The organism is Paramagnetospirillum magneticum AMB-1, from assembly GCF_000009985.1.
Taxonomy (GTDB): domain Bacteria; phylum Pseudomonadota; class Alphaproteobacteria; order Rhodospirillales; family Magnetospirillaceae; genus Phaeospirillum; species Phaeospirillum magneticum.
Map to the genome: position 1 here is coordinate 3,236,847 of NC_007626.1, position 24,178 is coordinate 3,261,024.

Annotated in this window: 20 protein-coding genes; all 20 read left to right on the forward strand. The window is 69.0% G+C overall.

What is annotated here, in order from left to right; all coding sequences use genetic code 11:
• Positions 1–61 precede the first annotated feature (61 nt).
• The 20 genes from AMB_RS25300 to AMB_RS15195 all read left to right on the forward strand — a co-directional run bounded on the left by AMB_RS25300 (position 62) and on the right by AMB_RS15195 (position 24,114).
• Complete coding sequence (locus AMB_RS25300) at positions 62–769, forward strand: ImuA family protein (protein ID WP_158303978.1); 708 nt, start codon at positions 62–64, stop codon at positions 767–769.
• Complete coding sequence (locus AMB_RS15105) at positions 690–2,171, forward strand: Y-family DNA polymerase (protein ID WP_011385375.1); 1,482 nt, start codon at positions 690–692, stop codon at positions 2,169–2,171. The genes AMB_RS25300 and AMB_RS15105 overlap by 80 nt, the downstream gene beginning before the upstream one ends.
• 133 nt (positions 2,172–2,304) lie before the next feature.
• On the forward strand, positions 2,305–5,373 hold the full coding sequence (locus AMB_RS15110; protein WP_011385376.1) for an error-prone DNA polymerase: 3,069 nt from the start codon (positions 2,305–2,307) through the stop codon (positions 5,371–5,373).
• A gap of 261 nt (positions 5,374–5,634) precedes the next feature.
• Positions 5,635–7,554 carry a methyl-accepting chemotaxis protein gene (locus AMB_RS15115; protein ID WP_043744710.1) on the forward strand — a complete coding sequence of 640 codons (1,920 nt, stop codon included), beginning with the start codon at positions 5,635–5,637 and terminating at the stop codon, positions 7,552–7,554.
• Positions 7,554–8,621 (forward strand): chemotaxis-specific protein-glutamate methyltransferase CheB, encoded by a 1,068-nt coding sequence (gene cheB / locus AMB_RS15120; protein ID WP_011385378.1) that lies wholly within the window; start codon positions 7,554–7,556, stop codon positions 8,619–8,621. The genes AMB_RS15115 and cheB overlap by 1 nt, the downstream gene beginning before the upstream one ends.
• On the forward strand, positions 8,618–10,075 hold the full coding sequence (locus AMB_RS26035) for a CheR family methyltransferase (RefSeq protein WP_011385379.1): 1,458 nt from the start codon (positions 8,618–8,620) through the stop codon (positions 10,073–10,075). The genes cheB and AMB_RS26035 overlap by 4 nt, the downstream gene beginning before the upstream one ends.
• A gap of 3 nt (positions 10,076–10,078) precedes the next feature.
• Positions 10,079–12,181 (forward strand): hybrid sensor histidine kinase/response regulator, encoded by a 2,103-nt coding sequence (locus tag AMB_RS15130; RefSeq protein ID WP_011385380.1) that lies wholly within the window; start codon positions 10,079–10,081, stop codon positions 12,179–12,181.
• A gap of 27 nt (positions 12,182–12,208) precedes the next feature.
• Positions 12,209–12,577 carry a response regulator gene (locus AMB_RS15135; protein ID WP_011385381.1) on the forward strand — a complete coding sequence of 123 codons (369 nt, stop codon included), beginning with the start codon at positions 12,209–12,211 and terminating at the stop codon, positions 12,575–12,577.
• A 5-nt stretch (positions 12,578–12,582) separates the two neighbouring features.
• A complete protein-coding gene (locus AMB_RS15140) occupies positions 12,583–14,271 on the forward strand; it encodes a response regulator (RefSeq protein ID WP_011385382.1) in 1,689 nt (562 codons plus the stop codon).
• Entirely contained in the window at positions 14,268–14,819 is a 552-nt protein-coding gene (locus AMB_RS15145) for a chemotaxis protein CheW (protein WP_011385383.1), read from the forward strand. The genes AMB_RS15140 and AMB_RS15145 overlap by 4 nt, the downstream gene beginning before the upstream one ends.
• Entirely contained in the window at positions 14,816–15,178 is a 363-nt protein-coding gene (locus AMB_RS15150) for a hypothetical protein (protein WP_011385384.1), read from the forward strand. Before AMB_RS15145 ends, AMB_RS15150 begins: the two co-directional genes overlap by 4 nt.
• 208 nt (positions 15,179–15,386) lie before the next feature.
• Positions 15,387–15,983, forward strand: coding sequence for a paraquat-inducible protein A (locus AMB_RS15155; RefSeq protein ID WP_011385385.1), 597 nt, complete (start codon positions 15,387–15,389; stop codon positions 15,981–15,983).
• Positions 15,984–15,993: 10 nt separating this feature from the next.
• Positions 15,994–16,605: a paraquat-inducible protein A gene (locus AMB_RS15160; RefSeq protein WP_407636043.1), complete on the forward strand. Its 612-nt coding sequence runs from the start codon at positions 15,994–15,996 to the stop codon at positions 16,603–16,605.
• A complete protein-coding gene (locus AMB_RS15165) occupies positions 16,592–18,199 on the forward strand; it encodes an intermembrane transport protein PqiB (protein WP_011385387.1) in 1,608 nt (535 codons plus the stop codon). Before AMB_RS15160 ends, AMB_RS15165 begins: the two co-directional genes overlap by 14 nt.
• Positions 18,196–18,816, forward strand: a complete 621-nt coding sequence (locus AMB_RS15170) for a PqiC family protein (RefSeq protein WP_011385388.1) — start codon at positions 18,196–18,198, stop codon at positions 18,814–18,816. The genes AMB_RS15165 and AMB_RS15170 overlap by 4 nt, the downstream gene beginning before the upstream one ends.
• A 476-nt stretch (positions 18,817–19,292) precedes the next feature.
• A complete protein-coding gene (locus AMB_RS25305; protein WP_043744716.1) occupies positions 19,293–20,240 on the forward strand; it encodes a cytochrome c3 family protein in 948 nt (315 codons plus the stop codon).
• Positions 20,237–22,186, forward strand: coding sequence for an FAD-dependent oxidoreductase (locus tag AMB_RS15180; protein ID WP_011385390.1), 1,950 nt, complete (start codon positions 20,237–20,239; stop codon positions 22,184–22,186). The genes AMB_RS25305 and AMB_RS15180 overlap by 4 nt, the downstream gene beginning before the upstream one ends.
• A 41-nt stretch (positions 22,187–22,227) precedes the next feature.
• On the forward strand, positions 22,228–22,965 hold the full coding sequence (locus AMB_RS15185) for an ethylbenzene dehydrogenase-related protein (protein ID WP_043744718.1): 738 nt from the start codon (positions 22,228–22,230) through the stop codon (positions 22,963–22,965).
• Positions 22,883–23,161: an ethylbenzene dehydrogenase-related protein gene (locus AMB_RS26500; RefSeq protein ID WP_043744721.1), complete on the forward strand. Its 279-nt coding sequence runs from the start codon at positions 22,883–22,885 to the stop codon at positions 23,159–23,161. The genes AMB_RS15185 and AMB_RS26500 overlap by 83 nt, the downstream gene beginning before the upstream one ends.
• The gene (locus AMB_RS15195) at positions 23,158–24,114 is read left to right on the forward strand and encodes a DmsE family decaheme c-type cytochrome (protein WP_011385393.1); all 957 of its coding nucleotides are present in this window, start codon (positions 23,158–23,160) and stop codon (positions 24,112–24,114) included. The genes AMB_RS26500 and AMB_RS15195 overlap by 4 nt, the downstream gene beginning before the upstream one ends.
• Positions 24,115–24,178 lie beyond the last annotated feature (64 nt).

The following is a 24,178-nucleotide window of genomic DNA, read 5'->3' on the forward strand; positions in this document are numbered from 1 at the left end:
GGATCGCCCTTGACTCCGCGCCCGGAAGTGCGCGAACATTTCATGAACACAAGGAGTGATGATGCCCTCGCCCAGCCTCGAATCCCTGCGTCGTCGCATTGCCGCCCTGGACGGGAACGGCGAGGACGGCCATGGCCCGGTCCTGCCCCTGGGGCTGCCGGATTGCGCCGGGCTGAGGACGGGCGGGCTGCACGAGGTCTCGCCCGCCGCCCTGGCCGCCGAGCATGACGGCGCGGCCCTGGGGTTCGCCGCCGGGCTGCTGGGCGGGCTGGCCCGCCTGACGGGAAAGCCGGTGCTGTGGCTGGCCGAGAACGGTCCGCCCCATGCCCCCGGCCTGACCGGCTTCGGCCTGGGGCCGGAACGGCTGGTGGTGGGCATGACGGGACGTCCCAAGGCCGCCCTGTGGGCGCTGGAGGAAGCGGCGCGCGCCTCCGCCCTGGCCGCCGTGCTGGGCGAGGTGCGCGGCATGGATTTCACCGCCGCCCGGCGGCTGCAACTGGCGGCGGGACACAGCGGCACCACGGTGCTGCTGCTCAACCGTTCGGCCGCCGCCGTCACGGCGGCCCTGACCCGCTGGCGGGTAGGCGCGGCCAGCGGCGGCGACAATCGCTGGCGCCTGGAACTTCTCCGCTGCCGGGGGCGCTCTCCCGATGAGCGGGGCGTGGTGGGACAATGGGAGGTGGAATGGGATGGAACGGCGCATCGTCTCGGTCTGGTTGCCCCGGCTGCCGACCGACCGGCTGTGCCGGAGCGCGCCCGCGTGGCGTGATATCCCCCTGGTCACCGCCAGCGCGGGGCCTCACCGTCAGGTGATGGCGGTCAACCGGGTCGCCCAGGTCCAGGGCCTGCGGCCGGGCATGAAGCTGGCCTCGGCCCTGGCCCAGGTTCCCCACGTGCAGATCGCCCCTCACGACCCGCAGGGCGATGCCCGCCTGCTGGGCGCCCTGGCCGAGCGCTGCACCCTGTTCACCCCCTGGTGCGCGGTGGAGGGCACCGCCGGCCTGTGGCTGGACATCAGCGGCTGCGGACATCTGTTCGGCGGCGAAACAAAACTGCTGGAGCAGTTAACCGGACGCCTCAAAGGGCTCGGCCTGACGGTGCGCGCCGCCCTGGCCGCCACGCCGGGAGCCGCCTGGGCCTGGGCTCGATTCGGCGACGCAACGACTCCCATCCTGGACAGCCCGGACCAATTGGCGCCGCTGCCGCTGGCGGCGCTGCGCCTGCCGCCGGCCACGGTCCAGACCCTGTCCGACCTGGGACTGCGCCGCCTGGGCGATCTGTTGGGCCTGCCCCGGGCCCAAGTGTCGCTGCGCTTTGGCCGCGAGGCGGTGTGGCGGCTGGATCAGGCGCTGGGCGCCGAGCCCGAGCCCATCTCGCCCCGGCGCCCGCCCGCCCCCTACCGCGTCCACGCCAGCTTCGCCGATCCCATTTCCCGGGCCGAGGACATCGCCGCCACCCTGGACCATCTGCTGGAGGGGCTGTGCCGCCGTCTCGGCCTGGATGGACAGGGGGCGCGCCGCCTGGAGCTCACCCTGTTCCGGGTAGACGGCACCCTGGCCCGCGCCGAAATCGGCACCGGCGCGCCCAGCCGCGACCCGGTTCATCTGGCCCGCCTGTTCCGTGACAGGCTGGCCGAGATCCGCCCCGGTTTCGGCATCGAGGCCGCCTGCCTGGAGGCCGGGGTGGTTCAGCCCCAGGCCGCCGCCCAGACCGACCTGGGCGGAGCGGCGGGCGAGGCGCAGCTGTCGCGCCTGCTGGACGCCCTGGACAACCGGCTGGGGCCGGGACGGCTGATGCGTCTGGCGCCCCGGCCCAGCCATGTGCCCGAACGCAGCGTCCGCCGCCTCGCCCCCGGCGCCCCTCCTCCCGCCGAAGGCTGGCCGGCGGGGCGCTATCCCATCCGGCTGCTGCCCCACCCCGAGCCCATCGAGGCCATGGCCCCCATTCCCGACGCCCCGCCCTTGCGCTTCCGCTGGCAAGGCAAGCTGCACCGCGTGGTGCGCGCCGACGGGCCCGAGCGCATCGCCCCCGAATGGTGGCACGAGGATGCCGAGGAGCGGGATTACTACCGGGTGGAGGACGAACAGGGGCTGCGCCTGTGGCTCTACCGCCTGGGCCATTACGGCCGGGCGGAGCCGCCGCGCTGGTATCTGCACGGGGTGTTTCCGTGACCCTCCGTCCGGCGAGTGAGGGGCAAATCAACCGACGCGCAAGGCGCGGAGGCAAGGCCAAGGGCCGCCGCGCCTTATGGCGCGGAAGCCAAGGGCCGGCGCAGACGGCCCGCCCGGCGACTGAGGGGCAGACATGACTCCCTACGCCGAGCTTCAGACCTTAAGCAACTACACCTTCCTGGAAGGGGCCTCCCACGCCGACGAACTGGCCATCACCGCCAGCGCCCTGGGGCTGGAAGCGATCGCCATCTGCGACCGCAACACCCTTTCGGGCATCGTGCGCGCCCATGTGGCGGCCAAGGCGGCGGGCATCCGGCTGGTGGTGGGGGCGCGCCTGGATCTCACCGACGGGGCCAGCCTGCTGTGCTTTCCCACGGACCGGGCCGCCTATGGCCGCCTTTCCCGTTTGCTGACCCTGGGGCGGCGGCGCGCTCCCAAGGGCGAATGCCATCTTGCCCGCGCCGATGTGGCAGAGCATGCCGAGGGGCAGATCCTGGTGCTGATTGCACCCGACCCCCTGGAGGAGGGCTTCGCCGCCCAGCTGGCGGAGTGGCGAACGGTGGTGGGTGATCGGCTCTACCTAGCCGCCACCCGCCGCTTCAGAGGCGACGACGGCGAACGGCTGAGGGTTCTGGCCGGGTTCGGCATTCCCCTGGTGGCCACCAACGACGTTCTCTATCACACGCCCGCCCGCCGTCCCCTGGCCGACGTGCTGACCTGCATCCGGCAAGGCACCACCCTGGCGGCGGCGGGCTGGGCGCTGTCCGCCCATGGCGAGCGCCACCTGAAAAGCCCGGCCGAGATGGCCCGGCTGTTCGCGGCCTGTCCCGAGGCCCTGGCCAACGGGCTGGAGGTCGTGCGGCGCTGCCGTTTCTCCCTGGACGAGCTGGCTTACGAGTATCCCAACGAGGTGGCGGCCGGCATGGACCCGCAGGAACGCCTGGAGATCCTCACCCGCCAGGGCGCCGCCCGGCGCTATCCCCGGGGTGTCCCGCCCAAGGTCCAGGCGCAACTGGCCCACGAACTGGCCCTGATCCGCCAATTGGGCTTCGCGCCCTATTTCCTGACGGTGCATGCCATCGTCGCCTTTGCCGAAAGCCGGGGGATTCTGTGCCAGGGGCGCGGCTCGGCGGCCAATTCGGCGGTGTGCTACTGCCTTCGCGTCACGCCCGTCGACCCCGCCCAGATGGATCTGCTGTTCGAGCGCTTCATCAGCGCCGAGCGGGGCGAGCCGCCCGATATCGACGTGGATTTCGAGCACGAGCGGCGCGAGGAGGTGATCCAGCACATCTACGACACCTATGGCCGCCACCGGGCCGGGCTGACCGCCACGGTGATCCATTACCGCACCCGCTCGGCCATCCGCGACGTGGGCAAGGTGATGGGGCTGTCCGAAGACACGGTGGAGGCGCTGGCCAAAGCCAATTCCGGCTGGGGGCGGCGCGGCATCAAGGACGAGCATGTGCGCGAGCTGGGCCTTGATCCCACCGAGCCGGGGCTGGCCCGCACCCTGAGCCTGGCCGAGGAGCTGACCGGCTTTCCCCGCCACCTGTCCCAGCATGTGGGCGGCTTCGTCATCTCCAAGGGGCGCCTGGACGAATTGGTGCCCATCGAGAACGCCGGCATGGAGGACCGCACCGTCATCCAGTGGGACAAGGACGACCTCGACGCCCTGGGACTGATGAAGGTGGATGTTCTGGCGCTGGGCATGCTGAGCTGCATCCGCAAGGCCTTCGACCTGCTGCGCCTCCATCACGGCCGCGATCTGTGCCTCGCCACCCTGCCGCGCGAGGATGCCTCCACCTACGACATGCTGTGCAAGGCCGACGCGGTGGGCGTCTTCCAGGTGGAAAGCCGCGCCCAGATGAGCATGCTGCCCCGCCTCAGGCCCCGGCGCTTCTACGATCTGGTGGTCGAGGTGGCCATCGTGCGGCCCGGCCCCATCCAGGGCGGCATGGTCCACCCCTATCTGCGCCGCCGCCAGGGCAAGGAGACGGTGGACTACCCCTCCGAGGAACTGCGTCAGGTGCTGGGCAAGACCCTGGGCGTGCCGCTGTTCCAGGAGCAGGCCATGAAGATCGCCATGGTGGCGGCGGGCTTCACCGCATCCGAGGCCGACGGGTTGCGCCGGGCCATGGCCACCTTCCGCCACACCGGCCAGGTGGGGGCCTATGGCGACAAGCTGATCGGCGGCATGGTGGCGCGAGGTTACGAACGCGACTTCGCCGAGCGGGTGTTCAAGCAGATCGAAGGCTTCGGCGAATACGGCTTCCCCGAAAGCCACGCCGCCGCCTTCGCCCATCTGGTCTATGTCTCGGCCTGGCTGAAATGCCATTACCCGGCGGCCTTCGCCTGTGCCCTGCTCAACAGCCAGCCCATGGGCTTTTACGCCCCCGCCCAGATCGTGCGAGACGCCGCCGACCACGGCGTGGAAATCCGGCCGGTGGACGTCAATCACAGTGACTGGGACTGCACCCTGGAGGGCAAAGCCCTGCGCCTAGGCCTGCGCCAGGTCAGCGGATTGGCCCGGCGCGACGGCGAGCGGCTGGCGGCGGCGCGGGGAGCGGGCTATGCCTCGGCCTACGGCCTGTGGCGGACCTCGGGCCTGGAGCGGGCCGCCCTGGACCGGCTGGCCGCCGCCGACGCCTTCGGCTCCATGGGTCTCGGCCGCCGCGAGGCCGCCTGGGCGATCAAGGCGCTGGACGCCCCGCCCCTGCCGCTGTTCGAGGAGGCTCCGCCGCCGCCCGAGGCCAAGGTCGCCCTGCCCCCCGCCTCGGTGGGAGAGGAGGTGGTAGGCGACTATGCCGCCCTGAAGCTGTCGCTGAAATGCCATCCCCTGGCGGTGCTGCGCGATCCCTTCCGTGTCCTGGGCATCATGACCAACGCCTCCCTCAAGGACCGCAAGGGCGGGCGCGTGGCGGTGTCCGGCCTAGTGCTGGTGCGCCAGCGTCCCGGCAGCGCCAACGGCGTGCTGTTCATCACCCTGGAGGACGAGACCGGCATCGCCAACATTGTGGTCTGGCCCGACATGTTCGAGACATTCCGCCGCCCGATCCTGGGCGGCCATCTGCTGCGGGTCGATGGCCGCGTCCAGTCCGAGGACGGGGTGATCCACGTGGTGGCGGAGAAGATCGAGGACCTCTCGGCCCATCTCGGCGCCCTGGCCCGGGGAAGCCACTATCCCTCCCGCGATTTCCGCTGACCATCACGGGAATTGGGACGAAGCCTCCACTCCGATCAGAACCATGGGCGACGGCTCAGAGTCATCCAGAACGGCCGGACGCCCCACCGTTCCCACCCCTTAACAAAGCCCCCGTCACTTAACTTGCGACAGCGCCCCAGATCACCAGCCTTCGCTTCATCTTGACACATTTTCACTAACCGAAAGGCTGGTGAAATGCTTGCCAATCGGGATACAGATTGCAATCATCTAATTAAATTCAAGGGTCGGGGTGGATCAGGCATGTTCGAGAATTTGCGGCTCGGTGTGAAGCTTATGCTGGCCATGGGGGCCGCCATCGTCGTGGTGGCGACCATGCTGACCATCTCCAACCTGCGCGCCATGGAAGACGTCATCGGACAGGCCGAGCGGGCGGAACTGGAGGGTCATTTCAAGGCCGTCGCCGACCGTATCCTGCTGCAAAGCCGGATGGCCGAATCCCTGGCCAGCCTCACCGCCGCCCTTCCGGCGACCCAGGACAGGTTCGCCGCCGGCGACCGCGCCGCCCTGACCGCCATGCTGCAACCCGGCTGGACCGCCATGGCCCAGGGCTTCGGCGTCGAGCAGTTCCAGTTCCACACGCCGCCCGCCACCTCGTTTCTGCGGCTGCACAAGCCGGAGAAGTTCGGCGACGACCTGTCGTCGTTCCGCCGCACCGTCGTCCAGGCCAACGAGACCCGCAAGCCGGCCCGCGGCCTGGAGGGCGGCGTCGCCGGCCTCGGCATCCGTGGCGTGGTGCCGGTCGCCAAGGGCGGCCATCACGTGGGAACCGTGGAATTCGGCCTGACCTTCGGCCAGGGCTTCTTCGATGCCTTCAAGGCCGAGCGCAACGTCGACATCGCCCTTTATCTGATGGACAACGGCAAGGCCTCCACCTTCGCCTCCACCATGGGCAAGACCCCGCTGTTCGACGCCGCATCCCTGGCCAATGCCTTCGCCGGAACCGCCCAGATCATGCATGTCCAGGTCCAGGACGGCCCCCGCGCCGTCTATGCCGCCGACATCGCCGATTTTTCCGGCACCCGCATCGGCGTCATCGAACTGTCCATGGACCGCGGCCGCTATGTCGCCGCCCTGGCCGATGCCCGCAACACCGCCCTGCTGGTGGCCGCCCTGGCCCTGGCCCTCGGGTTGGCCCTGTCCCTGTCCGCCGCCCGTCATCTGACCACGCGCATCGGCCGCCTGTCGGAAAGCGTCGAGCGGGTGGCCAATGGCGATCTGGCCCGGCCGGTGGTCGGCGGCGGCGCCGACGAGATCGGGCAGTTGGCCCTGGCGGTGGAAAGCATGCGGTGCCGCCTGCACAATCTGGTGGGCCAGGTCCGCTCCCACGCCCTGGCCGCCATCGATTCCATCCACGAGATCGACGGGGCGGTGGAGGGCCAGGCCGCCACCTCCAGCGAAATGTCGGCCTCGGTGGCCGAGATCACCTCCACCATGGAGGAACTGTCGGCCTCGTCGACCCAGATTTCCGAACACTCCAAATCCGTGGTCGAGATCGCCAACCAGACCTGGGAGCAAAGCAAGCGCGGCGCCGAAGCCATGGATCTGGTCATGTCCAAGATGGCCGACATCCAGCACGACAACGGCAACAGCCTGGGCGAGATCCTGGAACTGGGCACCCGCTCCAAGGAAATCAGCAAGGTGATGTCCATCATCAACACCATCGCCGACCAGACCAAGCTGATCGCCTTCAACGCTGCCCTGGAGGCCGCCAGCGCGGGCGAGGCCGGGCGCCGCTTCGGGGTGGTCGCGGCGGAAATCCGCCGTCTGGCCGACAGCGTCACCGATTCCACCGGCGAAATCGAGACCAAGGTCAACCAGATCCAGGATTCCATCAGCCGCCTGATCATCACCTCGGAAAAGGGCGGCGCCAGCATTTCCGACGGCATGGCCGCCACCAGCAACACCGCCGGCCTGCTGGGCGGCATGGTGGATGCGGCGCGCCAGACCACCAGCGCGGCGCAACAGATCTCGCTGTCCACCCAGCAACAGAAGACCGCCAGCAGTCAGGTGGTGGTCGCCCTGCGCGAGATCGTCACCGCCAGCAGCCACACCGCCCAATCCCTGGCGCGCATCCGGGAGGTCAGTCACGAGATGACCCGGCTGTCCGGCGACCTGGGCCAGAAGGTCGGCAGCTTCTCGCTTGAAACAGCCGGCGCCTGATGCCAGCACGCGGCAAGATCTCTGTCCTGATCGTCGATGACAGCGGCATGGCCCGGGCCATGCTGCGGTCGATCTTCGAGGACGAGGACGATTTCGACGTGGTCGCCGAGGCCGTCAACGGCCGGGAGGCCATCGAGATGGTGCGCCATCTGCGGCCCGGACTGGTCACCATGGATCTCGAGATGCCCGAAATGGGTGGTCTCGAGGCCATCGAGGAGATCATGTGCTCCAAGGCCGTGCCCATCCTGGTGGTCAGCGGCGTGGCCGACGCCCAGAAGGCCTTCGGCGCCATGTCGCGCGGCGCCGTCGACGTGGTGGCGAAGCCGAACGTAACCTCGGCCAGGGAGGTGGAGGACTTCGTCGACAAGGCCCGTCTGGTGGCGAAGATTCCGGTGATCACCGTGCCCCGCACCAGATCGGCCCCGGCCGCCGGCCCGACACCGGTCCCCCAGGCCCCGCCGCCCCCGGCCGCGCCGCCGGCCGGCGACGGCGGCATCATCGCCATTGCCGCGTCCACGGGCGGCCCCCAGGCCCTGGCCGCCCTGCTGGCCGCCATCGGCCGGCCGCTGTCCTGCCCCATGGTGGTGGCCCAGCACATCTCCGACGGCTTCGCCTCGGGCATGGCCGACTGGCTGAACTCCATCTCGGCCATGCCGGTGCGGCTGGCCGCCGAGGGCGAGCGGCTGACGGCCGGCACCGTCTATCTGTCACCGTCCGAATGGAACATGAGCGTCACGGAGTCCCGCCACATCGCACTGGCGCTCCGGCCGGAACGGCAGGTCTACCGCCCCAGTTGCGACGCGCTCCTGACCAGCGTCGCCCAGGTCGCCGGGCGCCGGGCGGTGGGGGTGATCCTCACCGGAATGGGCAGCGACGGGGTGGCGGGCATGGAGGCCATTTCCAAGGCCGGCGGCACCACCCTGGGGCAGGACGAAGGCAGTTCGGTGATTTTCGGCATGAACGCCATCGCCATCGAGCGCGGCTGGGTCCAGCGCGTGCTGCCGCTGGCGGAGCTGGCCGCATCTCTGCTGGAAATCACCGGGGCGTCGGTGGGAGCGGCCCCATGAACGCCGCCGAACTGGCCCCCTTCAAGGACCTGATCCGGACCCGCTGCGGCCTGCTGCTCGAAGGCGTCGGCGAGGAGCCCCTGGTCATCGCCATCCGCAAGCGCATGGCGGAAGCGGGCGTCGCCGGTCTGGCCGGATATCTCGCCAGATTGGTGGCCGCCGAGGACGAATTCCAGGAATTCGTCACCCTGCTGACCATCAACGAGACCTATTTCTACCGCGAGCCCGAGCAACTGATGTTGCTGGTCGACCGTCTGATGCCGCGCCTGCTGGCCGACGAATCGGCCGGCCTGCCCATCACCATCCTGTCGGCCGGCTGCTCGTCGGGGGAAGAACCCTATTCCATCGCCATCGCCCTGTTGGAAAAGTTCGGTGAGGCGGCGGCGCGCATGGTGCGAATTCTGGGCGGCGACATCGACCATCACGCCCTGGCGCGGGCCCGGGCGGGACGCTACACCGCCTTTTCCTTCCGCAGCCTGGCGCCGGAACTGCGCCGACGCTACTTCCAGCCCGCCGGGCGGGACGCCATGGTGGTGGATGAGCGGGTCAAGGCCATGGTGAGCTTCCATCACCTCAACCTCCTGGCCGAGACCTTTCCGCCCGCCCTCGGCGCCTTGGACGTGGTGTTCTTCCGCAACGTCTCCATCTATTTCGACGTTTTGACCCGCAGAACCATTCAGCAGGCCTTCCGCCGCGTCATGACCCCCAGGGGGCATCTGGTGATCGGCTCGGCCGAGACCCTGGCCAATGACCTGGGCGTGTTCCGGCTGGTGGAGGATGAGGGCGCCTTCTATTTCGTCCAAGGCGACAGGGCCGGCCCGCCCGTCCCCATCCTCCCCGCTCCCCATCCGGCGCCCGTGCCGCCCCGCCCCGCCCCGGCTCCCGCCCGGCTGCATCTGGTTCCTCCGACGCCACCACCGGCCCCGCCGCCGGCGCCATCCCCCGGAATCACCGTGGAGGAGGCCCGCGCCCTGATCCGCGACAAGCGCTTCGACCGCATCGACCTGCTGCTGGGCGCCCGCAACCGTCAGCTTCCGGCCGACGCCACCCTGCTGGCGCTGGAGGGCTATGCCCGCCTGATGAGCCGCGACTTCGCCGCCGCCGCCGAGTTGGGCGCCAGGGCGCTGGCCGCCGACGAGTGGTCGGTGGACGGGCTGGTCCTGCTGGGGCTGGCCGCCAAATGGCGCGACGCGGCGCAGGACGCCATCGGCTGGTTCAAGAAGGCGGTCTATCTCCGCCCCGAATGCTGGCCCGCCCATTATTACCTGGCCGAGCTGTACCGTTCGGCCGACAGCCCCGACCTGTCCCGGCGCAGCTATCGCGTGGCCTTGCAGCAATTGTCGGGGCAGCCCGAGCCCGATGGCGGGCTGGCCCTGCCGCTGGGGCTGCCCGTGGCCGAGGTCCTGTTCCTGTGCGAGCGCCAGGCCGGCACCGCCCGATCGGCGCAGAGGTAGCCCATGGCCCTCGACATCAAGCGCTTCACCGCCCGCTTCGTCGACGAGGCCCGCGACCATCTCCGCAAGGTGGAGGATGGGCTGGCGACCCTCGACAGCACCCCCGCCGATTCCGAGACCATCAACGCCGTCTTCCGCTCCGCCCACACGGTCAAGGGCTCGTCGCGGATGCTCAAGCTGATCCCGATCACCGAAACGGCCCACAAGGTCGAGGACGTGCTGGGCGCCCTGCGCGACGGCAGCCTGAGTTGGAGTCCCGAGTTGCGGCGCCTGCTGCAGCGGGGCGTCGACGCCCTGTCCGCCCAGGTGGACGCCGTGGCCGACGGCAATCCGCCGGCCGAGCCCGACCCGGCCCTGTGCGCCGCCCTGGCCGCCGCCTTGAGGGGGCCGCAGCCAGCGACCGAGCCTCCCCCGGCTCCGGCCCCCGCCTCCGCCCCGCCCGCCGCCGAGCCGCCGCCCCAGGCCGAGGTGCGCCTGAAATCGGCCGACACGGTGCGGGTGCAGCTGACCAAGCTGGACGAGCTGATCCGCCTGATGGGCGAGGTGGTGTCCAGCCACGCCCGCCTGCGGCAAAGACTGACCGACATCCGCCAGATCGAGCGCGAGACCCAGGACCGGGGCGAGGCGGCGGCGCTGACCGGCTTTGCCCGCGACCTGCGCGAGGACGTGTTCTCCCAGGAATTGCTGATGGACGAGCTGCATGCCAAGGCCCTGGTCATGCGCATGCTGCCCCTGGCCATCGTCCTGGAGCCGGCGGCGCGGCTGATCCGCGATCTCGGACGCTCCCTGGGCAAGGACGTGGAATGCGTGGTGGGCGGCACCGAGATCGAACTGGACCGCCAGTTGATCGACCGCCTCAACGATCCCATCGTCCATCTGCTGAGGAACTCCGTCGATCACGGCATCGAGGATGCCGCCACCCGCCAGGCCGCCGGCAAGCCGCCCTTCGGCACCATCCGTCTGAGCGCCCGCCAGGATGGGGGCTGGGTGCTGATCGAGGTGGCCGACGACGGCGGCGGCCTGCCGCTGGCGGCCATCCGCGACAAGGCGGTCCGCAAGGGATTGCTGAGTGCCGAGCAGGCGGCCGCCATGCCCGATTCCGAGGCCATCGACCTGATCTTCTCGCCCGGGTTCAGCACCAGCTCCATCATCACCGAGGTCTCGGGACGCGGCGTGGGAATGGACGTGGTCAAGCGGACCATCGTCGACGACCTTCAGGGTGTGATCGGTGTCGAGACCGTGCCGGGCAAGGGAACCACCTTCGCGCTGCGCCTGCCCCTGTCCCTGGCGGTAATGCGGGTCCTGGTGGTCTCGGCCGGGGGCGAAAGCTTCGGCTTCACCGCCCAATACGTGGCCCAGCTTCTGGAGCTTCCGCCCGAAAGGCTGCTGACGGTGGCCGAACGGGACGCGGTGGTCATCGACAACGAATTCATTCCCGTGGTCTCGCTGGCGACCTTGCTGGGATTGCCCGGCGCCCGTCCGGCCAGGCCGGTGCTCCGGCTGGTGGTGGTGCGGGTGCGCAACGAGAAACTGGCGCTGCTGGTCGACGAGCTGATCGACGAGCGCGACATGGTGATCAAGCCGCTGCCCGAGCATCTGCGCCACCTGCCGCTGGTGGCCGGCATGGTCATGACCGGCCGCAATACCCTGGTCAGCGTCCTCCACGCCCCGGTTCTGCTCGACATGGCGCGCCGAGCGCGCGGCGGCATGACCGAGGCGCCCCAGTCCGGCGCCGGCGACGCCGTGCGAATCCTGGTGGTCGACGATTCCCTCAATACCCGCGAGATCGAGAAGGACGTGCTGGAAGCCCACGGCTATGTGGTCACCCTGGCCGAGGACGGCGTCGACGGGCTGGCGAAGGCCAGGGCCGGCGATTTCGACGCGATCCTGACCGATGTGGAGATGCCCAACATGGACGGCTTCACGCTGACCGCCGCGCTGCGCCAGGACGAGCGTTACCGCGACCGGCCGATCATCATCGTCACCTCGCGGGAAAGGGAAGAAGACAAGCGGCGCGGCATCCAGGTCGGAGCCGACGCCTATATCGTCAAGGGCGACTTCGACCAGAGCAGTCTGGTCGATACCTTGCGCAGTCTGTTAGGGTGAAATTGCCGGATAAAGGGCGGGCAAAGCATGCGGATACTGGTGGTTGACGACGATGCCATGGCGGGCGAGATGACCGGCGCGGTCCTGGAGGATGCCGGGCATGACGTGGTCCTGGTGGAAAACGGCATCGATGCCACCGAGGCCCTGTCGGAGCAGGGGCCTTTCGATCTGGTGGTGTCGGACATGAACATGCCGCTGGTCAGCGGCATCGACTTGTTTCGCAATCTGCGCGACCAGGGCGAGGACATTCCCTTCATCCTGCTGACCGGCGACGAGCCCGGCCCGCTTCTGGCCGAGGAGCCGCGGCTCGACGGCTGCCTGACCAAGGATTTCACCCTGGAAACCTCGCTGATGGACGCCATCTCCGCCGCCATGGCCAAGCAGGAACGGGGCTAGACGGCATGGACGCCCGCAAGCCGACGCTCCGCGAAAAGATCCAGAAGCTGCGCCAGACCTTTCTCGGCAAGGTGCCCGAGACCGTCCGGCAGGGACGCGACCTCGGGGCACGCCTGATCCTGACCCCCAAGGAATCGGGCACCCTGGACGACCTGTACCGCGTCTTCCATTCCATCAAGGGAACCGCCGCCTCGTTCGGACTCGAGGAAATCAGCGCCAAGGGCGGCGCCGGCGAGGAAGTGCTTCTCGCGTTCCGCGCCCTGGACGAGGACGCCCGGGCGCGGGCCGTGTCCGGCTCGGTGGCCGAGATGAACGCCCTTCTGGCCCAGGTCGTGGAACTGGCGGCCGCGGCGCTGGACAGCGAGAACCGGCTGTCCGCCCTGGCGCCCTCCTTCGACCTTGGCCTGGAGAGCGGCGACGATGGGGCGCCGCGCAAGCGCGTCTATATGTGCGACGACGACGAACTGGCCGCCGAGACCCTGATCATCCAGCTGAAATGCTTCGGCTATGCCGTGGTCAACTTCGTCTCGCCCGATGCCCTGCGGGCGGCGGTGCTGTCCAATCCCCCCGACGCGGTCATCATGGACATCATGTTCCCCGGCGGCAGCCATACGGGCACCGAGACCGTGGCCAGCCTGCGGCGCGAGATGCCGAACCCGCCGCCGGTGATCTTCATTTCCGGCCGCCGCGATTTCGATGCCCGTCTGCGGGCGGTGATGGCCGGCGGCCAGGCCTATTTCGCCAAGCCGGTGCGCGCCATCGAATTGGTGGACACCCTGGACACCATGACGTCGCGGCGCGAACCCGAGCCCTACCGCATCCTGGTGGTGGACGACGAGCCGGAAGTGGCCGAGTACCACAGCCTGATCCTGGAAGAAGCGGGCATGATCACCAGCCTGCTGCACGAACCGGCCGGCATTCTCGACGCCCTGGCGGCGTTCCGCCCCGATCTGGTGCTGATGGACATGTACATGCCCCAGTGCACGGGGCGCGACCTGTCCCGGCTGATCCGCCAGATTCCCGATTTCATCAGCCTGCCCATCGTCTTCCTGTCCAGCGAGACCAACAAGGTGACGCAGGTTTCGGCCATGCGGGTGGGCGCCGAGGCCTTCCTCACCAAGCCCATCCAGCCCGAGGACCTGATCAGCGCCGTGGCCATCCGCGCCGAGCGGATGCGCACCCTGCGCTCGCTGATGGTCCGCGATGGACTGACCGGTTTGTTCAACCACACCTTCATCGTCCAGTATCTCGACACCGCCCTGGCGGCGGCCCGGCGCGAGAACGGCAAGCTCTGCGTGGCGATGATCGACGTGGACCTGTTCAAGTCGGTCAACGACACCTATGGCCACCCCACCGGGGATCAGGTCCTGGTGGCCCTGGCGCGATTGCTGCAACAGCGGCTGCGCACCAACGACCTGATCGGGCGCTATGGCGGCGAGGAATTCGTCGTCGTCATGCAAAATGTCAGCCTGAAGGAAGGAATGACCGTCATGAACGGCCTGCGCGAGGACTTCGCGCGCCTGAAGTTCCAAAGCGGCGACCAGTTCTTCTCCTGCACCTTCAGCGGCGGTATCTCGCGCTTTCCCGAGATCGCCGGCGACCGGCTGATCGAGGCCGCCGACAAGGCCCTCTACGAGGCCAAGCAGGCCGGGCGCAACCGCATCGAGCTGGCGTCGCTGGAGCCACTTCCATGAGCGACAGCGATTTCTCCCAAAAACACATGAGCGGCGACGGCGATCTCTCCCTCGACCAGATTCTCGAGGCCCGGCGGGGCGAAACCCGCGCCATCGTCAATGTGGACGAGCCCCAGTTGAAGCTGGTGGTCTTCACCCTGGAGGGCGACTGGTTCGCCTTCGTCGGCGAGAAGGTCCGCGAAGTCCTGCCCGACAGCCCGGTCTTCTACCTGCCCGGCTGCCCGCCGTCGCTGGAAGGCGTCATCAACGTCCGGGGCGACATCGATTCGGTGGTGAATCTGCGCGCCGTCCTGGGCTATGCCCCGGCGCCGAGCCATGACAGCTCGCGCATCCTGCTGTGCCAGGGCGGCGGCATGCGCAGCGGCGTGCGTGTCGATGGCGTCGAAGAGGTGATGGACATCCCGCAAAGCCGGGTCCTGGCCCCGCCCCATACCATCGCGGAGCACCGCAAGCCCATCGTTCTGGGCATCATCGAGTTCGCCGGGCATCTGGTGACCCTGCTCGACCTTGAACGGATCTTCACCGATTACCGGGCTCATCTGGGATGAAGGCCGAGGCGTCGCTGCCGGTGGTGACCTTCCGGGCGGCGGGAGTGCGCTTTGCCCTGCCGGCGCGCCAGGTGGTCGCCATGCGCCCCCTGGGGGACGCGCCGTCTGCGGCCGCCGCCGTGGAGGATCTGCTGGGCCTGCCCCGCGAGGCGCCCCCCGCCTGCCTGCTGCATTTGCGCATCCGAGACACGGAAATGACGGTTCAGGTCTCCGGCGAGGTGGCCATGCGCCAGTTGCCGGCCACCTCCATTCACCCGCTGCCGCCGCTGGTCGCCGCCTGCTCCCGGCTGAAGGGCCTGTCGGCGGTGGCCCTGGACGAAGCCGGCATGATCATCCTGATCGAGCCCGCCCGCCTGTAGCAGGTTGCGGAGAAACCCCGCTTGCGCGGCAGGGCACCCGCCCTGACCCGTTCGGAGGCACAGCCTCCGAACCTCCTGCTTTTTATTTCAATGGGTTAAAATGCTGAAGGGTTCGGGAAGCCGGGCTTCCCGATTGGGGGATCGGGGGCAAAAGCCCCCGATTGGAGGCGTTGCCGGTGACGTCCGGCCGCGATATGGTCGAGCGGTCATGAACCATCTTTGCGCCTGCCCCCATTGCGACGCCCTGCACCGACGGCCAGCGCTGCGGCGCGGCGAAAAGGCCCTGTGTGTCCGCTGCGGCTCGGTGCTGGTCCGGCGCCACCGGCTGGCTCCCGACCATATCCTGGCGCTGGTGGTGGCGGCGGTGATGGTGTTCGCCATCGCCAACGCCTTTCCCATCGTCGATCTGCGCATCCAGGGCCTGCGCGGCGGCACCACCTTGTCCGGCGCCGTCGCCGCCCTGTGGTCGGAGGGGCGCCAGCCCATGGCCATGCTGGTCTGCGCCACCACCCAGGTGTTCCCGCTGCTCGACCTCGGCTGCATGCTGGCGCTGCTGCTGACGGCATCGCGCCCCGGCCGTCCCGCCTGGTTCGGACCCCTGCTCCGCTTCGTCCAGGAGATGCGCCCCTGGGGCATGGTCGAGGTCTTCATGCTGGGCGTGGTGGTGTCGCTGGTGAAGCTGTCGGGCATGGCCACCATTCTGCCCGGCAAGGCGCTTTTGGCCTTTGCCCTGCTGACCGTGCTGATGGCGGCGATCCTGTCGTTCCATCCCCACCAGCTTTGGAACGAGCCCGAGCATGAGTGACGACGCCCCCATCTCGGCCGCCGAGGCGGGCCTGATGGCCTGCGGCCATTGCGGCCAGATCATGGAGCACCGGGACGGCCCCATCGCCTGCCCCCGCTGCGGCGGCAGCGTGCGTCCACGCAAGCCCGCCAGCCTGTCGCGCACCTGGGCTCTGCTGCTGACGGCGATCATCCTCTATGTTCCGGCCAACCTGCTGCCGATCATGGAGACCTCGTCGCTTTTGGTCACCTCACGCGACACCATCATCGGCGGCGTGGTGTATTTCTGGCATTCCGGCTCGCCCGGGCTGGCGGCCCTGATCTTCAGCGTCAGCATCCTGGTGCCGGTGCTGAAGATGTGCATCCTGGCCATCCTGGCCCTGACCGTGCAGTTCGGCTGGCCGCTGGACCGCCGCCAGTGCATCACCCTGTTCCACGTCATCGAGTTCGTCGGCCGCTGGTCCATGCTGGACGTGTTCGTGGTGGCGCTGATGGTGGGGCTGGTGCGCTTCAAGGGGCTGGCGGTGATCGAGGCCGGACCCGGAGCCATTGCCTTCGGCCTCGTGGTTGCGTTAACAATGCTGGCCACCCATTCCTTCGACCCCCGCCTGATCTGGGATTCCCCCCGTCGTGCCCTCGGCTGATTCGCCTTCCCCCCAGCGCCCGGCCGAGCCGAGGATCCTTCCTCCGCGCCGCTGGCTGCCCTCGGCCATCTGGATCATTCCCGCCCTGGCGGCGCTGTTCGCCCTGTCGCTGGTGATCCACGCGCTGAACCAGCGCGGCCCGGCGATTACCGTCTATTTCGCCAGCGCCCAGGGCATCGAGGCCGGCAAGACCAAGGTGAAGTTCAAGGATGTGGAGATCGGCGACGTCACCGAACTGCATCTGGCCCCCGACCGCACGCGCGTCCAGGTGCGCATCGAGCTGAAAAAGGAGGCCGAGGGCTTCGCCGTCGAGGACAGCCGCTTCTGGGTGGTGCGCCCCCGCATGGCGGGCAGCGGCGTATCGGGCCTCGAGACCCTGCTGTCGGGCAGCTATATCGGCGTGGACGGTGGACATTCCGACAAGAAAAGCACCGAGTTCACCGGGCTGGAAGTGCCGCCGGTGATCGCCTCGGACATGCCGGGTCGGCGCTTCGTGCTGGTGGCCCGCGACATCGGCTCGCTCGATGTCGGCTCGCCGGTCTTCTTCCGCCGCATCCCCGTGGGCCATATCGAGAGCTACGCCCTGCAGCCCGACGGCCACAGCCTGTTCCTCAGCGCCTTCGTCAAGGCCCCCTATGACCGCTTCGTCACCGACGGCACCCGCTTCTGGCACGCCAGCGGCGTCGATCTGCGGCTGGATGCGGGCGGGCTGAAGCTCAACACCCAGTCGCTGGCCGCCATGCTGCTGGGCGGCGTCGCCTTCGAATCGCCCGACGGCAATATCGAAGCCCCCGAGGCCGCCCCGGCCACCCGCTTCGCCCTGGCCGCCGATCACGATTCCGCCCTCAAGGCCCCCGATGGCGAGGCTTATCCCCTGGTGCTGCGCTTTCACCAGACGGTCCGGGGCCTGACCATCGGCGCCCCGGTGGATTTCCGCGGCGCCGAGTTGGGTCAGGTCCGCGCCATCACCATGGCCTATGACCGGGAAACCGCCGACTTCACCCCGGTGGTGACGGTGGATGTCTATCCCGACCGCCTGGACGTGGTCGGCGCCGACCCCAAGCCGCTAACCGACGAACAGCGGCAACGGCGTCTGGTCGAGCTGGTACGGCGAGGGCTGCGCGCCCAGTTGCGCACCGGCAATCTGGTCACCGGCCAGCTCTACGTGGCGCTGGACTTCTTCCCCAACGCCCCGCCGGTCAAGCTGAATCCGGCCGCCGAGCCGCCCGAACTGCCCACCGTGCCCGGCGATTTCGAGGAGCTTTACAAGCAGGTCCAGGCGATCCTGCGCAAGCTGGACAAGGTGCCGCTCGACGCCATCGGCCAGAACCTGCATGCCACCATGAAGCATCTGGACGCCATGACGGCCCGCACCGACAAGGAGGTGCTGCCGGAACTGCGCGACAGCCTGAAGGAAATGCGCGCCAGCATGGAAAGCCTGACCGCCGCCATGGCCGGCGACGCGCCGCTGCAGCAGGACACCCGCCAGGCACTCAAGGGCCTGACCGAGGCCACCCGCTCGCTGAAGCGGCTGACCGACAGCCTGGACCGCCAGCCTGAATCCCTGCTGCAGGGCCGAAAGGAACAGCAATGATCCCCCCCTTGCCCCGTCTGGCCGCGTCCCTGCTGCTGGCCGCCACCCTGGCCGGCTGCGGCGCCTCGACGCCGCTGCGCTATCACGCCCTGTCCAGTGGCCCGACCGCGCCGCTGGCGTCGGGCAGCGCCGCCCTGCTGGTCGAGGTGCTGCCCATCGCTGTTCCCGAGCGGATCAACCGCGAGGAGCTGGTCCTGAGCGGCCCCGGCGGCCAGCTGGAAGTGCGCGCCGGCGACCGCTGGGCGGCTCCCCTGGCCGACGAAATGCGCCAGCTGGTGGACGAGTCCCTGTGGCGCCATCTGCGCGCCGCCGACATCTATGTGGCGCCGCTGGCCATCACCGGCAGCGGACTGCCGCAGTACCGCCTGGCCCTGCGGCTGGAACGGCTGGAAGCCACCCCCGGCCGTCAGGCGGTGGCCGAGGCCAGTTGGACCGTGCGCCGCCTGCCCCAGGGCCAGCCCGCCATCTGCCGCACCGGCGCCACCGAGCCGCTGCCCGACGCCTCGACCGAGGCCGCCGTGGCCGGATTGGCCCGAGCCTCGGCCCGCCTCGCCGAGGCGGTGGCCGCCAGCCTGGGGCGGCTGCACGCCGGGACGGCCAATCCCTGCGACGGCTAGGCCCCTTTCCCTTCCTGACGGGCTGCCGCCCGCACCCGCTCATGGAAGCGCCTCTCGTCTGTCATCCTGAGCCAGGAGCGAAGGATCTTTCACGGGACAGCGGCAGCCGCTTCAAGCTGAAAGATCCTTCCTCCCTGCGGTCGTCAGGATGACAAGTCAGGTCAAGCGCCGACCAGCATGAATAGTGGACAGGTTTGGAGACATGGTCTCCAAGCGGAGCCATCTCTGCCCCAATCGCGAGAACCTGATGAGGCGGCCGGCACGTCCCTGACCGGCCGGGCATCGCCTTGACTGCCCATGGTTGCAGCCACCGAGCACGCCGTGGCGCCATGCCGGAGATCCTCCAAATTTATGTTGCGATCGATTCGCATTCTCATTACTGATGGCCGGACTTTCCGCGCCCGAAGCGACACCGCGACGGGCCGCCAGCCCGGAGCCTCATCCTGTCGGTCCTCTCTTTTCCCCGCCACGCCCTGGTGCTGTGCCTCGTCCTGCTGGCCCTCGGCATGCCGTTGGGCGCGCCGTGGGAACCGGCGCGGGCTGCGGAGGCCGATGAATTCGGGCTGGAGGAAAAGGACCCGGAGCTGCCGGGCAAGATTAAGGCCTGGAATGCCGACTGCCTGTCCTGTCACAGCGAGGCCGGGCTGAAAAATCCTCCGCGCCAGGGCATGGACATGGCGCTGCTGGCCAAGCTGCTGGTCGACCATCCGCGCTTCGAGGCCTCCGATCACGGCAAGATGGCCTGCAAGGATTGTCATTCCGAGGCCTATGTCCCCTATCCCCACCTGCCCAACGCCAAGGCGCAGATCAAGGGCTGCGAGCCCTGCCACCAGCAGCCGGCCAAAGCCATCGTCCCGGAGTTCAAGGCCAGCAAGCACTTCAAGGACCACACGGCCAAGTTCACCTGCCTGTCCTGTCACGATTCCCACACCATGCGCAAGGCGGCCAAGCTGCCCTCCGCCCAGGCTGCGTCACGCCAGGACAATCATCAATGTCTGGCCTGCCACGACGACGACCGGCGTTATCTCGCCCTGATGAAGCCCGAGACCCGGCGGCCCGAGATGAGCAAGGTGCATGACTGGCTGCCCGAACTGGCCCTGCATCTCGATCACGTTCGCTGTGTCGATTGCCACAGCCCGGTGGCCGACATGGCCCTGTCCCACGAGGTGCAGGGCAAGGACAAGGCGGTTCGCCAGTGCGAATCCTGCCACGCCGAGCAAGGCGAACTGGGCCGCCGCCTGTACAAGCCCATGCTCATCGACCAGCCCGGGGAAACGGATGGCTTCGCCAATGCCGCCCTGCTGCGCGAGGTCTATGTGCTCGGCGCCAACCGTAACCGATGGATCGACTGGGGCGGCTTGGGAGCGTTGTCGCTGACCGCCCTGGTGGTGCTGGTCCGCTTTGTGCGCCGGAGGAAGACATGACAGCAACGCCCGCCCAGGTCTCTCCCCCTCTCCACCGCCAGCGACTGGTGGTGGTGGGCAACGGCATGGCCGCGCTGCGCACCGTCGAGGAGATTCTGGCGCTGGCGCCCGATCGCTTCCACATCACGGTGCTGGGGGCCGAGCCCCACGGCAATTACAACCGCATCCTCCTGTCGTCGGTGCTGGCCGGCGACAAGCAGGTGGGCGACATCGTCACCCATCCCCCCGGCTGGTATGCCGAGCGCGGCATCGCCTTGCGCACCGGCGATCCGGTGGTGTCCATCGACCCGGAGCACCGCCGGGTGAGCACCGCCTCGGGCCACGTGGTCGCGTGGGACCGCCTGCTGCTGGCCACCGGCGCCCGGCCGCTGATGCCCGCCCTGCCCGGGGCCGGACTGGAGGGCGTCTACGGCTTTCGCACCATCGGCGACGTCCAGGCCATGCTGGCGTCGGCGGGACGCCATCGCCGCGCCGTGGTGGTGGGCGGTGGCGTGCTGGGCCTGGAGGCCGCCTGGGGCCTGCGCCGCCAGGGCATGGCGGTGACGGTCATCCACCTCACTCCCTGGCTGATGGAACGCCAGTTGGACGAGGTGGCGGCCGCAATGCTGCGCCACGACCTGGAACGCCACGGCATCGCCTGCCTGACCTCGGCCCAGGCGGCCCGGCTGGAGGGCCGCGAAAGGGTCGAGGCCGTCACCCTGTCCGACGGCCGCACCATCGCCGCCGATCTGGTGGTGATGGCGGTGGGCATCCGCCCCAACACCGACCTGGCGCGTCAGGCCGGGCTGGAGGTGGGGCGCGGCATCACGGTGGATGCCCGGATGCGCAGTTCGGCCCCGGATATCTTCGCGGTGGGAGAATGCGTCGAGCATGACGGCCAGTGCTATGGTCTGGTCATGCCGCTGTGGGACATGGCCCGGGTCTGCGCCCACCATCTGACGGGGGGCGAGGGCGAGCGTCTTTTCACGCCCCCCTCGCTGTCGACCCGCCTCAAGATTCCCGGCATCGCCCTGTTCTCGGCCGGCGAGCCCGCCGCCGCCAACGATGACGACCGCGAACTGATCCACCACGATCCCGGCCAGAGCATCTACAAGAAGCTGGTGCTGCGCCGGGGACGGCTGGTGGGCGCCGTGCTCTATGGCGACGTGGAGGACAGCGCCCGCGTCTGGCAATGGCTGTGCGACGGCGACGACGTCGGCCATCTCTGCGCCGGCAATTTGTGCCTGGGGCGAATTTCCGGCCAGTGCGCCGCCGCCGATCCCCTGGAGAACCTGCCCGACGACGCCGTGGTCTGCCATTGCAACGGCGTGACCAAGGGCGCCATCGTCGCCGCCATCGCCGAGCACGGCCTGACCAGCCTGGAGCAGGTCACCGCCCGGACCAGGGCGTGCAGCGGCTGCGGCCAGTGCGCCGCGCTCACCGCCCGCATCCTGGCCCGCACCCTGGGCGAGGACGGCGCCGAGGCCCTGGCCGCCGAGACGCGGCGAAGCGAGATCCGCGCCGGGGCCTTCCGCCTCTGGCACCGCGCCAATGCCGTGCTGATGAGCGTGCTGGCCGTCACCGGGCTGTTCCTGCATTTCGCCGGGACCCCGGCGGCGCTGCTGCGTCTGGAATGGGCGTTCGGCCTGCACAAATGGTCGGGCCTGACCCTGGTCGCCGCCTATGGCGCCTTCCTGGGCCTGACCGCGCTGTTCCGCCGCCGCTGGCGGGCCAATGCCGAAGGAATGGTGATGTTCGTCCTGATGCCGGCCCTGGTGGTCACCGGTCTGGCCTTCCTATGGCCGGTCCTGCTGCCCCAGGAGCCGCAGAAGGTCAACGGCATCGCCTGGGTTGCGGTGGTCCACACCGTACTGGCCATCGCCCTCTTGATGTACCTGATTCACCACCTGGGCACCGCCCCGGTCCAGTGGTGGCGAAAGCGAAAGGCGCGGGCCTTCGGGGGGTGACCGGAGGCCGGCTTGGGGATTTGGAGCGAATTATGATGAGAATGCGACTTATTAGCCTTACTTCCGCCGTCGCGGCCCTGCTGTCCGCCGCCCCCGCCCTGGCCGTGGATTGGGCCAAGGTGCCGGGCCGCGAGGTGGTCTTGCTGTATCCCGGCCAGACCTCGTGGGAGTGGAACCTGACCGAAGCCGACCACAGCGCCGCCGCCAAGTTCAAGGCGGGGCAGAACTGCATCGAGTGCCACAAGAACCAGGAAAAGACCCAGGGCGCCCTGATGGTATCGGGCAAGAAGGCCGAGCCCAACGCCATCGCCTCGTTCCCCGGCCATGTGGTGGTCAACACCCGCTTCGCCTATGACGACCAGCGGCTTTACGCCCGCTTCGAGTTCAAGGAGCCGGCCTCGCCCAACACCAAAATGGACGCCGAGTTCGCCACCAAGCTGGCCTTCATCTTCAACGATGCCGCGGTCCCCGAGGGCGTGCGGGCCGGCTGCTGGGCCAGCTGCCACGAGGACAACGCCTCCATGCCCGCGGCGGGCGGGTCCGAGCGCACCAAGTACCTGATGAAAAGCCGGGCCAAGCTGAGCCGCCAGGGCGGCGGCGACCTGCTGAAAATCCCCCGAGGACCTGGCCAGGCTGACCGAGACCGGCTACATCCAGGAATGGTGGCAGGCCAAGCTGAATCCCGGCGCCAAGCCGGTGGCCGGCGGCGGCATCATCTTCGACCGCCGCCAGGAACTGAAGCCCGCCCAGGTCAGCGCCGAAGCGACCCAGGCCGCTGACGGCGGCTGGGTGGTGGTGCTGAGCCGCCCGCTGGCCGCCCCGGCCCCCTATCGCGCCCTGGCGCCGGGAAAGACCTATTCCTTCGGCATCAGCGTCCATGTGGGCCACAGCGCCAAGCGCTTCCACCACACGTCTTATGAGTACACCCTGGCGCTGGGGTCCGGCGCCGCCGATTTCATGGCGGTGAAGCAATGAGGCTGGCCCGTCTCCTCCCCTGGGCGGCCCTGGCGGCGATCCTGCTGCTGGCCGCCTGGATTTCGCCGGCTTGGCCCCAGATCGCCTCGGCCCCCGAATGGTCGGCCGACGGCGAGGCCACCTGCATCAAGTGCCACGGCGAAACCAGGGACCGCACCATCCTGTTCACCCCCCACGGGGTGAAGGGGGACAAGCACACTCCCATGGCGCAGCACGCCTGCGAGGGCTGCCATGGCGCCAGCCCCCGCCACAACGACGCCCGCCCGCCCAAGGGCGAAAAGCGCCCGCCGACCGACGTGGTGTTCAAGGGCGAGTTCCTGTCGCCGGTGGAAAAGCGCAACCAGGTCTGCTCCAACTGCCATAACGGCGGCGAGCACATCAACTGGAAGGGCAGCACCCACCAGCGCAACGACGTGGCCTGCACCGATTGCCATGCCTCGCATGTGCGCTCGGACCCGGTCATGGCCAAGAAGACCGAGCCCCAGGTCTGCTTCACCTGCCACAACCAGGAGCGGGCGGAAAGCCTGCAGGCCTCGCACCATCCCATCCGCGAGGGCAAGGTCACCTGCTCGGACTGCCACAACACCCACGGCTCGGGCGGGCCGAAGCTGCTCAAGGAGTTCACCCTCAACGAGACCTGCTACGCCTGCCACCCGGAACAGCGCGGGCCGTTCCTGTGGGAGCACCAGCCGGTGCGCGAGGATTGCAGCACCTGCCACCAATCCCACGGCTCGCCCCAATCCAGCCTGCTGAAGCAGCGCCAGCCGTTCATCTGCATGACCTGCCACCAGACCAGCCGCGCCAATCACGACGCCATGGTCTCGGGCGGCCAGCAATTGCCCGGCGCCGGCGGTGTTGGCACCTACAACATGCTGCTGGCCCGGGGCTGCTCCAATTGCCACTCCAAGGTCCACGGCTCCAATGCCCCCTCGGGAGGCATGCTGACCCGCTGAAGCACAAGGCCCCGGTGGCGCGAGCCGGGGCCTTCTTTCAGCCCATCAATTGCGATTACGTCTC